Origin of the sequence: Streptomyces sp. NPDC058534 (assembly GCF_042717365.1) — a bacterium.
GTDB lineage: Bacteria > Actinomycetota > Actinomycetes > Streptomycetales > Streptomycetaceae > Streptomyces.
In genome coordinates this window covers 1-10,492 of record NZ_JBHXNW010000108.1, presented here as the reverse complement: position 1 = coordinate 10,492, position 10,492 = coordinate 1, and the positions used below count along the sequence as shown (strand labels likewise).

The window sequence follows — 10,492 nt, the reverse complement described above, 5'->3', positions numbered from 1 at the left end:
TGTGTCTGGGGCTTTTTTGTCTTATTGTCCTTTGGCGGGCCGGCGCGCACGGCGCAGGCCCCCCCCCCCCCCGCTTCCTTGTGTTCCACGGCCCGCTCAGACGCCGGCCGAGACCGCGCGGTCCTGCCTCACGAAGGCCAGCACCTCGTCGGCGGCCCGGCGCGCGGAGGCCATGCACACCCCGACGCCCACCCCGTCGTACAGCGCCCCGCACACGGCCAGTCCGGACTGGGCGGCGACCGTCTCACGGATGAGCCGCACCCGCTCCATGTGGCCGACGGTGTACTGCGGCAGGGCGTCCTGCCAGCGGCTGACCCGGGCCGCGACCGGGACGCCCCGGACGCCGGTGGCCCCGGCCAGTTCGGCCGTCGCCAGCGCCACGAGGTCGGCGTCGTCGCGCCCCAGGAGGTCCTCCTCGCCCAGCCGCCCGATCGAACAGCGCACGATCTCCATCCCACCGGCCAGGTGCGGCCACTTCACGGTGGTGAACGTGACCTCCTTGACCGCCCGGCCCTCCACCGCCGGCACCCGGTAGGCGGCGTACCCGCGGCCCGAGAGCCCGCCCGGGAACGCCGCGCGGGGGTAGGCGAGCGTGACCACCGCCACGCTGGAGTAGGGCACCTCGGCGAACGCCGCAACGGCCGGGGACATCCCGGCAACCTTGGCCAGCAGCCGGCCCGCGGGCCCGGCCGGCACGGCGATGACGACGGCGTCGGCGTCGATGTGCTCGGTGCCGGTGCCGGCGTCCACGGTCAGCCGCCAGCCGCCCGCACCGCGGGTCAGCTCCCGCACGGAGGCACCGGTGCGCACGGACGCGTCGGGCGCGGCCGCCAGCACCTGGCGCACCAGCACGGGCGGCAGCGAACCGAACCCGCCGTCGAGGGTCGCCACCCGCACCGGCGGCGGCTTCTGCCCCTCGGCGAGCACGGGCGTCAGCGAGGCGGCCGCGTCCGCGAGCGAGACGTGCGCGCGTGCCGCCTTCGCCAGCGGCGTCAGCGTGGCCTCGAACGACAGGTCGGCGGCGCGGCCGGAGAACACACCGGCGAGGAACGGCTCGACGAGGCGGTCCACGACCTCCTGCCCGAACCGCCCGCCCACGATGTCCGCCACCGACACGTCGCCGTCCCGGTCGAAGGACGGCAGGACCAGGTCCTGCCTGGCCCGTTCGACGCCCTGCGCGGAGACGACGCCCGACCGGGCGAGGTCGTCCATGTCGCAGGGCACGCCCATGAACTGACGGTCCGGCTGCTGCCGGATCTCGCCCCGGCTCCAGATCGCCGACGCGGTCACCCCCGCCGGCCTGATCTGCTCGCCGAGCCCGGCGTCCTCGATCAGCCCGGTGGTCCGGCGCCGGTTGGCGTACAGGGACTCGGCGCCCTCGTCGACGGCGACCCCCGCCACGTCGGAGACCGACAGCTTCCCGCCGAGCCGGGACGACGCCTCCAGGACCGTCACCCGGACCGGCTCGTTGCGCAGCCGGAACGCCGCCGCCAGCCCCGCGATACCACCCCCGATGACGACGACGTGGGGCTTTCCACTCACCTGATCCTGTTCGGTGCCGGCCATTCCACCAGATCCTTCGTGGTTGGGGTCGTTGAGGACCTGCCGGCGCCGGCGCCCGGCGCCCGCGGCAGGCCCTGGCAGTGTCGCGGGCGGGCCCAGCCCTGCGGTCGAGGGCGGCTGGAGAGCCACCCCGCCGCTCACCGGCCGGCCGGCTGCGGGACGCCGGCGCCGAACCAGCGGCCGAGGGCGTCGGTGAGGGTGTCGGTGGTGCCGGGTGAGGTCCAGGCGACGTAGCCGTCGGGGCGTACCAGGACGGCGTCGAGTCCGGGGTGGGGCGGGGTGGTCCAGGTGCCGGTGACCACATCGACGCCGCCGGCGCGGTCCCCGGCGGCGGCCATGGTGGGGTCGGTGGTGATGAGCAGGCCGCGTCCGGTGCGCAGGAGGTCGGCGACGGAGGTGCGGGTGCCGTCGGGCAGGGTGAGGGTGTGGTCGGGCGGCATGCGCCGGCCGAGCAGCGGGTGCTCGCCCCCCGCCAGGTCGTAGCGGATGCCGAGGTTGCTCAGCATGCCGGCCGCGTACTCGGCGGCGCCCCGGTGGGACAGCAGCTCGCCCACGATCTCGCGGACCGGGTCCATGTCCTCACCGGTGAGCCGCAGCTCGATCGCCGCGCGGGCGTTGCGGGCCAACTGCGCGCCGACGGGGTGGCGTTCGCCATGGTAGGTGTCCAGCAGGCCCTCGGGGGCCCGGCCCGCGACGGCCGCCGCCAGCTTCCAGCCGAGGTTCACCGCGTCCTGGACCCCCACGCTCAGCCCCTGCGCCATCGCCGGGGGCTGCACGTGCGCGGCGTCGCCGGCCAGGAACACCCGCCCGCGCCGGTATGCGGCCGCGGCCCGCGAGGCGTCGGTGAAGCAGCTGATCCAGCGGCACTGCCCGTGATGGATGGACTCACCGGTCAGCCGCTGCCAGGCGTCGGCGAGGTCGGAGAAGGTGAGCGCGTCGCGGTCGCGGGGCGGCGGCGTGCCGGCCTCGTGGACGACGACCCGGGTGACGCCGTTCTCCAGGTCCATCGCCATCACCATGCTGCCGCCCGGCAGGTCCTCGCCGATGCGCCGCTTGCGGGTCTCGACCCCGGTGACGTCCGCGGTCAGGAAGCCGCGCCGGCCGTCGGTGCCGGGGAAGGCGATTCCGGCCAGCTTCCGTACGGTGCTGCGCCCGCCGTCGCAGCCGACCAGATAGGCGGCCCGTTCCTCGGCCGGCCCGCCGTCGCCGTCGACCCACGCCACGACACCGTCGTCGTCCTGCCGCAGGGCGGTCACCTCCCGGCCGCGCAGGACCGGCACGCCGAGCTCGCCCACCCAGTCCTCCAGCATCCGCTCGGTGCGGAACTGGGAGACGCCGCGGTGCCCGTAGTGGTTCTCGGCCGGTATGCCGAGGTCGATCGGCACCCCGCCGAAGTGACTGTCGGCGGGCTCGGTCTCACCGAGGCGGCCGAGCAGGCCCCGCTGGTCGAAGCACTCGGCGGTGCGCCGGGTGAAGCTCGCGCCGCGCGACTGGCGCGTCGGGGCGGACAGCCGCTCGTAGACGACGACGTCCGCGCCGCCGAGCCGGAGTTCGCCCGCCGCCATCAGCCCGACCGGGCCGGCCCCGACGACGATGACATCCCTGGCCATGTGTGCGCTCCTTCTGGGTCGGTGCCGCCTGCCGCTCACCGGCCGGCCGGCTGCGGGACGCCGGCGCCGAACCAGCGGCCGAGGGCGTCGGTGAGGGTGTCGGTGGTGCCGGGTGAGGTCCAGGCGACGTAGCCGTCGGGGCGTACCAGGACGGCGTCGAGTCCGGGGTGGGGCGGGGTGGTCCAGGTGCCGGTGACGACATCGACGCCGCCGGCGCGGTCCCCGGCGGCGGCCATGGTGGGGTCGGTGGTGATGAGCAGGCCGTGTCCGGTGTGCAGGAGTTCGGCGACGGAGGTGCGGGTGCCGTCGGGAAGGGTGAGCTGCTGTCCGGGGGGCATGCGCCGGCCGAGCAGCGGGTGCTCGCCCTTCGCCAGGTCGTAGCGGATGCCGAGGCCGCTGACGATCCCGGCTGTCCGCTCGGCTGCGCCTTGGTGGGCCAGCAGCTCGCCCACGACCTCACGGACCGGGTCCAGGTGCTCGTCACCGAGGTACAGCTTGGAGGCCGCGCGGGCGTCGCGGATCAACTGCGCGCCGACGGGGTGGCGTTCGCCGTGGTAGGTGTCCAGCAGGCCTTCGGGGGCCCGGCCCGTGACGGCCGCCGCGAGCTTCCAGCCGAGGTTGGCCGCGTCCTGCAGTCCGGCGCTCAGCCCCCACGCGGCCAGCGGCGGAATCTCGTGCGCGGCATCCCCGGCCAACAACACCCGCCCGCGCCGGTACTCGCCGGCCAGGGCGGCCCGATTGCCGCACGCCCACAGCCAGTGGCAGTGGGCGCCGTCGATGGACTCGCCGGTCAGCCGCCGCCACGCCCCTGCGACTTCGGCGAAGGTCAGGGCGCCCGGCTCGGGACGGGAGGGCAGGTCCGGATCGTGCACGACGACACGGCAGCGGCCCCGGCCCAGCGGGGTGCACACCACCATGCGGCCGCCCGGCAGCCGCTCGCCGATCGGCCTCGGCCGCGGGCTGACGCCGCTGATCTCCGCGGTGTACATGCCCCGGGTGGGCTCCCACCCGCGGGCCGGGATGCCGGCCAGGGCGCGCACGGTACTGCCCGCCCCGTCGCAGCCGGCCACGTAGGCGGCGCTCTGCTCACCGGCCCCGCCGGGGCCGGTGAAGGACACCACGACCTGCTCGGGCGTCTGCCGCAGGCCGGTCACCTCCCGGCCGCGCAGCACCGGCACGCCGAGGTCGGCCAGCCAGTCGCCGAGCGCCCGTTCGGTCCTCGCCTGGGACAGGCCCAGGACGCCGCTGTGGTCCTCGTCGAGCATGCCGAGGTCGAAGCGGACGCCGCCGAAGTGCCCCATGGGCCCCCACCGGAAATCGCCCAGCCGGCTCAGCAGGCCGCGCTGCCCCAGTGTTTCGGCCGCCCGCCGGTTGAAGCCCAGGGCCCTGGACTGTCCGGCGGGGGCGGGCAGCCGGTCGTAGACGGCCACCCGGGCCCCGCCCAGGGACAGTTCCCCGGCCAGCAGCAGGCCGGCCGGCCCCGCACCGACCACGATGACATCAGTTCTCTTCATTTCATGAGGCCCTTTGCGCTGCGGCAATGGTTGGCCTTGTGAAGCTACTCAGGGCGATGTCCGGCCGCAACGATTCCGAAATTACGGCCCCCGGCGGAACCGGCCCGCCCCATTTGAACGCGGGGGTGAACGCTTGAACGTGGAGAGTGCCCCGCAGCAATATCGTCGGGTGTCCCCGGTCATTCATTGTTCCGCGGTGAATGCGCGCCACGGCCGCAGAAAGGAAGCTGATGTGACGGCCCAGAAGATCGCCCTCGTCACGGGTGCCAACAAGGGCATCGGATTCGCCGCGGCGCGGCAGCTCGGCGAGCGGGGCATCACCGTCCTCGTCGGCGCACGCGACGAGGTGCTCGGCAAGCAGGCCGCCGACGCGCTGGCCGCCGACGGCATCGACGCCGCGCCGCTCCTGCTGGACGTGAGGGACCCGGCCTCCGTGGCCGGCGCCGCCCGCGAGATCGAACGGCGTCACGGACGCCTGGACATCCTGGTCAACAACGCCGGCACCGCCGGCGCCTTCACCGGCACGCCCAGCGACGCCACCGCCGCCGACCTGCGGGAGGTCTACGAGACCAACGTGTTCGGGGTGGTCACCGTGACCCACGCGATGCTGCCGCTGCTGCGCCGCTCCCCGGCCGGCCGCGTCGTCAACCTGTCCAGCCACCTGGCGTCGCTGACCCTCGGCGCGGACCCCGGCTCCCCGACAGCGGGCGTCAACATGATCGCCTACCAGTCGTCGAAGACCGCGCTGAACGCGGTCACGCTCGCCTACGCGAAGGAACTGCGGGGGAGTCCGGTCAAGGTCAACGCCGCCCTGCCCGGCGTGGTGGCCACCGACATCAACCACCACCGCGGCCGCCGCACACCCGCCGAAGGGGCCGCGGTCGTGGTCCGCCTCGCCCTGCTGGACGAGCACGGCCCGTCGGGCGTGTGCCTGGCCGACGAGGGGCCCGTGCCCTGGTAGCCCACGCACCCAATGCACGACGCCCCCCGGCGCACGACGCCCCCCGATGCACGACGCCCCCCTCAGGCGCGGCGGCCGTCCCCGGCCGCCGTATCCGACCGCACCGCCGGGCCAGGCCACGGCGGCAACGAGACGTGGAGAAGACAGTGGCGTTTGACGAAACGATCCTGGTGCTGGGCGGGACCGGCCGGCAGGGCGGGGCGGTGGCCCGCGAACTGCTGCGGCGCGGGCACACCGTGCACGCCCTGGTCCGCGACCCGGACAAGGCGCAGGCCAGGCAGCTGCGGGAGGCCGGCGCCGTCCTGGTCCGCGGCGACATGGACGACGCGGCGTCACTCACCGCGGCCATGCGCGCCGTGAGCGGCGTCTTCAGCGTCCAGACCTTCCGGGGACCGGGCGGCGTCGAGGCCGAGGAGCGGCAGGCCAGGGCGGTCGCCGACGCCGCGGTGCACGCCGGGGTGCGGCACTTCGTCTACAGCTCGGTCGGCGGCGCGGACCGCGACACCCGCGTCCCGCACTTCGAGAGCAAGCACCGGGTGGAGCAGTACCTGCGCACCCTCGACCTGCCGGTGACGGTGCTGCGGCCGGTCATGTTCCACGACATCCTCCTCGACATCGCCCCGCGCCCGGCCGGCAACGGACTGGTGCTCGCCATGTGGCTGGACCCGCGCACCGAGGTGCAGCTCATCGCGACCGGCGACATCGGCGTGTTCGCGGCGGACGCCTTCGAGAACCCGGACGCCTGGCTGGGCCGGGTGGTCGAGATCGCCGGTGACGCGCTGACCGGACCGCAGATGGCCGCCGCGTTCGAGGCGGTCGCCGGGGTACCGGTCCGCTACCAGCAGCTGCCGATCGAGCCGCTGCGCTCGGCCCGCCCCGACCTCGCCAACATGTTCGACTGGTTCGAGCGGGACGGCTACCGCGCCGACCTCGACGCCCTGCGCGGCACCCGGCCCGGCCTGGTGACCCTGCAGACCTGGCTGGCCGGCAACTGGACCGCCCCCGCCCCCGCGGCGGCTCCACGCTGACCGGCCCTCAGGTGAACACCGGCTGCCGGGTACGGGTCCGCTTGAGTTCGAAGAACCCGTCGGTGGCCGACACGGCGAGCACACCGTCCCACAGCCGCACCGCCGCCTCACCCCGGGGAGCGGGCGTCACCACCGGCCCGAAGAACGCGACGTCCCCCACCGCGACGACGGGCGTGCCCACATCGGCGCCGACCCGGCCGACGGCGTCGTCGTGCGAGGCACGCACCGCGTCGTCGTACGCGCCGGTGCCGGCCGCGGCGGCGAGAGCGGCGTCCAGGCCCGCGGCGGCCAGGGCCGCCGCGTAGGTCGACGGCTTTCTGGGCGCCCGCTCCAGGTGGAACCGTGTGCCCAGTTCGGTGTAGAGCCGGCCCAGCACCCCGGGACCGTACCTCTGCTCGGCCGCCGCGCAGACCCGCACCGGCTCCAGCCGCCCGGCGAGGTCCCGGTGCCAGCGCTCGGGCAGGCCGGTGCGCCCCTCGTTGAGCACCGTCAGGCTCATCAGGTGCCAGCGGACCGTGAGCGGCCGCTGCCGGGCGACCTCCAGGACCCAGCGGGAGGTCAGCCACGCCCAGGGGCAGGTCGGGTCGAACCAGAAATCCACCGTGGTCGGGGTGTCGTGACGCAACGGAACCTCCTCGATGTAGCCGGGCCGGAACAATTTGGCAAGCGGTGCCGGAATGTGGCTGGAGCGGCGCTGGATGCGGCCTGTTCAACCGCTCAAATTCCACGGTTGAACGCTCGCCCGGCAATTGCGTCACAACCATGGTTGCGGTTTTGAGAAGTGCCGCCCTATCGTCTGGAATCCGCGAAAAGAGGCGCTCCGAAAGGAAAGGCATGTCCGTGCAGCCCGAGGTTCGTGACCAGTCCGACTCGTACGCACTGCTCCATCTCATCCAGGGCGCGGTGATCACCCAGGCGATCTCCGTCGCGGCCGGCCTCGGGATCGCGGACGTGCTGGCCGACGGCCCGCTGCCCGCCGGCGACATCGCCGCCCGCGTCGGATCCGACCACGGGGCCACCCACCGCACCCTGCGCGCACTCGCCGGCCACGGCGTCTTCGCCGTCCGCGAGGACGGCCGGTACGAGAACACCCCGCTGTCCGACAAGCTCCGCCAGGACGCGCCGGACTCGATGCGCGGCTTCGCCCTGCTGATGGGCCACCCCACGCTGCGGGAGGAGTGGGGTGGCCTGGCCGGCACCGTGGAGACCGGCGAGGCCGGCCTGCCCAAGCTGCGCGGCATGGGCGCGCTGGACTTCTTCCACGCCGACCCGGCCTACGCCCGGGTGTTCTTCCAGGCGTTCGGCGAACTGTCCGCCTCGGAGACCGCCCCGATCCTGGCCGCCTACGACTTCTCCCGCTTCCACACCGTCGTGGACGTCATCGCCGGCCGGGGCAACCTCCTGGCGGGCATCCTCCAGCAGGCGCCCGACACCAAGGGCGTGCTGTACGACTCCGAGGTCGCCACCGTCGACTCGCCGGCGCTCTTCGAGGCGGCCGGCGTCGCCGGCCGGCTCACCATCGAGCACGGCGGCTACCTCGGCACGCTGCCCGCGGGCGCCGACGCCTACGTGTTCAAGCACATCATCCACGACTTCTGTGAGGCCGACGCCGTCACCGCACTGCGCAACGCGCGCGAGGCGATCGCCCCCGGCGGCCGGCTCCTCGTCGTCGAGTACGCGCTGCCGGAGAACAACGAGAAGCACATCGGCCACACCATCGACCTGTGGCTGATGCTCATGCTCGGCGCCCGCGAACGCACCCGCGCCCAGTACGCCGAGCTGTTCGCTAAGGCCGGCTTCGAACTCACCCGGGTCGTTCCCACCAGCGCGCCGATCTCGGTCATCGAGGGCATCCCGGTCTGAGGGGCGCCGACGCAAGCAACCGACTCATCCACGCATACCGCACAGGAGAAGACCCGATGACTCCACGGATGGACAACCCCTCCCTGGTCGTTCCCGGCGCCCTGCAGCCCCTGCTCGACCTGACCGAGGTCATCGGCAAGGTGGGCGTGGCGCAGACCACCCTCGACCTCGTCCGGCTGCGCGTCAGCGAGATCAACGGCCGCACCTACACGTTCCCCGACGGCCCGGAGCAGGCGGCGACGGCGGACGAGCGCCTGGGGAAGGTGGCCGGCTGGCGCACCGAGACCTGCTTCGATCCGGGCGAACGCGCCGCGCTGGAGATGGCCGAGGCCGTCACCCTGATGACCGACCCGCAGGACATGGCGTCCGACGAGATCTGGGAGAAGTCCGCCCAGTACTACACCGACGAGCAGCTCGGAGCGCTGGTCATGCACATCGGCCTGGTCAACTTCTGGAACCGGGTGAACGTCGCCACCCGCCAGGAAGCCGCGGCCTGGCGCTGAGACAAGGGAGACGGCACTGTGCTCAAGCTCATCAACGCCGGCCTGGGCAGGACCGGCACGACCTCACTGAAGGCGGCCCTGGACCGGCTCGGTCTCGGCCCCTGCTTCCACATGTTCGACATCGTCGGCGACACGGACCGCCTCCAGCAGTGGGAGCGGATCGTCTGCGACGGCGAGAGCCCCGACTGGACGTCGGTCTTCGACGGCTACGGCTCCGCGGTCGACGGCCCCTGCGCCCTGTACTACCGGCAGATCAGCCAGGCGTTCCCCGACGCCAAGGTGGTCCTGACGGTCCGTGACGCCGACAGCTGGTACCGCAGCACCCACGACACGCTGTACCAGTTCGCCCTGCGCAGCATGGCCCACCCCCCCGAGCCCTCCAGCCCGCAGGCACGCCTGTTCCGCATCACCAGCACCATGGTCTGGGACGGACTGTTCGAGGGCCGCTTCGCCGACAAGGACCACGCCGTCGACGTCTACCACCGGCACAACGAGGAGGTCGTACGCACCCTGGGCGCGGACAACGTCCTCGTCTACGACGTGCGCCAGGGCTGGGAGCCGCTGTGCGACTTCCTGGGCGTCGACACCCCGCGCGAAGAGTTCCCGCGGACCAACGACACCGCCTCCATGCGGCAGCGCATCGCCCGCGCGGCCGGCGCCGCCGCGGCGCCGGCCGCCGGCTGACGGGGCGAGGAGCCACCGGTGCTGATAACGGAAATGACCGTCCCCGGCGCCTACCGCGTCGAACCCGAGCCCCTGAGCGACCGGCGGGGCCACTTCTTCGAATCCGTGCGGGCCGACCTGCTGCTGGCCGAGTCCGGCTGGCAGTTCACGGTCCGCCAGGTCAACTACTCGGTCTCCCGCCGCAACACCCTGCGCGGCATCCACGGAACCACCCTCCCGCCCGGCCAGGCGAAGTTCGTCACCTGCGTACGCGGCAGCGCCCTGGACATCGCCGTCGACCTGAGGGTGGGTTCACCGACGTTCGGCCACTACGACGTCACCCACCAGAGCCCGCAGACGGGGACGGCCGTGTACCTGCCCGACGGCGTCGGCCACGCCTTCCTCGCCCTCAGCGACGACACGTGCATGAGCTACCTGTGCTCCCAGGAGTACGTACCGGGATCGATGATCGACATCGACGCGCTCGACCCGGCCCTCGCCCTGCCCTGGAACCTCACCGGGCCGCCCGTCCGCTCGGACAAGGACGCCGCGGCGCCCACCCTCGCCCAGGCGGCGGCGGCCGGCCTGCTGCCCACCTGGGAGCAGTGCCCGCCGCGCCGGCTCACCGCGGACCGGGCCGGACACTAGGGCCTGTCTGACAATTCCCGTCTGCCTCGCGACGCCATGCACGCACTCTCGCCGCACCGGGCGCAGAGCCAAGTACATCCAGTACGAGGCTCTACGCCCGGCCCGGCGAGAGCACGCACCTGACGCCGCGAGCCCGCCC

The 10,492-nt window shown here is 73.6% G+C and carries 10 protein-coding genes; 6 read left to right on the top strand and 4 right to left on the bottom strand.

The window, feature by feature from the left end; all coding sequences use genetic code 11:
- Window positions 1-96: 96 nt before the first annotated feature.
- The 3 genes from hemG to ACFWR9_RS39170 form a co-directional block, all read right to left on the bottom strand.
- Window positions 97-1,566, bottom strand: a complete 1,470-nt coding sequence (hemG, locus tag ACFWR9_RS39180) for a protoporphyrinogen oxidase (protein WP_383851436.1) — start codon at window positions 1,564-1,566, stop codon at window positions 97-99.
- 134 nt (window positions 1,567-1,700) lie between these two features.
- Window positions 1,701-3,173 (bottom strand): FAD-dependent monooxygenase, encoded by a 1,473-nt coding sequence (locus tag ACFWR9_RS39175; protein WP_383851434.1) that lies wholly within the window; start codon window positions 3,171-3,173, stop codon window positions 1,701-1,703.
- Window positions 3,174-3,208: 35 nt separating this feature from the next.
- The gene (locus ACFWR9_RS39170) at window positions 3,209-4,687 is read right to left on the bottom strand and encodes an FAD-dependent monooxygenase (protein ID WP_383851431.1); all 1,479 of its coding nucleotides are present in this window, start codon (window positions 4,685-4,687) and stop codon (window positions 3,209-3,211) included.
- 232 nt (window positions 4,688-4,919) lie between these two features.
- Between ACFWR9_RS39170 and ACFWR9_RS39165 the strand changes: the two genes are divergently transcribed.
- The gene (locus tag ACFWR9_RS39165) at window positions 4,920-5,648 is read left to right on the top strand and encodes an SDR family oxidoreductase (protein WP_383851429.1); all 729 of its coding nucleotides are present in this window, start codon (window positions 4,920-4,922) and stop codon (window positions 5,646-5,648) included.
- A gap of 146 nt (window positions 5,649-5,794) precedes the next feature.
- Window positions 5,795-6,676: an NmrA/HSCARG family protein gene (locus ACFWR9_RS39160; protein ID WP_383851426.1), complete on the top strand. Its 882-nt coding sequence runs from the start codon at window positions 5,795-5,797 to the stop codon at window positions 6,674-6,676.
- A 7-nt stretch (window positions 6,677-6,683) separates the two neighbouring features.
- Here the strand turns inward: ACFWR9_RS39160 and ACFWR9_RS39155 are convergent, their stop codons facing one another.
- Entirely contained in the window at window positions 6,684-7,301 is a 618-nt protein-coding gene (locus ACFWR9_RS39155; protein ID WP_383851423.1) for a DsbA family protein, read from the bottom strand.
- Between the two features lie 209 nt (window positions 7,302-7,510).
- On the opposite strand from ACFWR9_RS39155, the gene ACFWR9_RS39150 reads away from it, so the two are divergent.
- The 4 genes from ACFWR9_RS39150 to ACFWR9_RS39135 are packed head-to-tail and all read left to right on the top strand — an operon-like array spanning window position 7,511 to window position 10,353.
- Window positions 7,511-8,539, top strand: coding sequence for a methyltransferase (locus ACFWR9_RS39150; RefSeq protein WP_383851421.1), 1,029 nt, complete (start codon window positions 7,511-7,513; stop codon window positions 8,537-8,539).
- A 56-nt stretch (window positions 8,540-8,595) separates the two neighbouring features.
- On the top strand, window positions 8,596-9,042 hold the full coding sequence (locus ACFWR9_RS39145) for a carboxymuconolactone decarboxylase family protein (protein WP_383851418.1): 447 nt from the start codon (window positions 8,596-8,598) through the stop codon (window positions 9,040-9,042).
- Between the two features lie 18 nt (window positions 9,043-9,060).
- Window positions 9,061-9,726, top strand: coding sequence for a sulfotransferase family protein (locus tag ACFWR9_RS39140; protein WP_383851416.1), 666 nt, complete (start codon window positions 9,061-9,063; stop codon window positions 9,724-9,726).
- Between the two features lie 33 nt (window positions 9,727-9,759).
- Window positions 9,760-10,353, top strand: coding sequence for a dTDP-4-dehydrorhamnose 3,5-epimerase family protein (locus ACFWR9_RS39135; protein ID WP_383851462.1), 594 nt, complete (start codon window positions 9,760-9,762; stop codon window positions 10,351-10,353).
- The last annotated feature ends 139 nt before the right edge of the window (window positions 10,354-10,492 follow it).

Excerpts from the sequence above, each read along its gene's own strand:
- ACFWR9_RS39150 (WP_383851421.1), top strand. The coding sequence starts at position 7,511 with ATGTCCGTGCAGCCCGAGGTTCGTGACCAGTCCGACTCGTACGCACTG.
- ACFWR9_RS39175 (WP_383851434.1), bottom strand. The coding sequence starts at position 3,173 with ATGGCCAGGGATGTCATCGTCGTCGGGGCCGGCCCGGTCGGGCTGATG.
- ACFWR9_RS39170 (WP_383851431.1), bottom strand. The coding sequence starts at position 4,687 with ATGAAGAGAACTGATGTCATCGTGGTCGGTGCGGGGCCGGCCGGCCTG.
- ACFWR9_RS39145 (WP_383851418.1), top strand. The coding sequence starts at position 8,596 with ATGACTCCACGGATGGACAACCCCTCCCTGGTCGTTCCCGGCGCCCTG.
- hemG (WP_383851436.1), bottom strand. The coding sequence starts at position 1,566 with ATGGCCGGCACCGAACAGGATCAGGTGAGTGGAAAGCCCCACGTCGTC.
- ACFWR9_RS39135 (WP_383851462.1), top strand. The coding sequence starts at position 9,760 with ATGACCGTCCCCGGCGCCTACCGCGTCGAACCCGAGCCCCTGAGCGAC.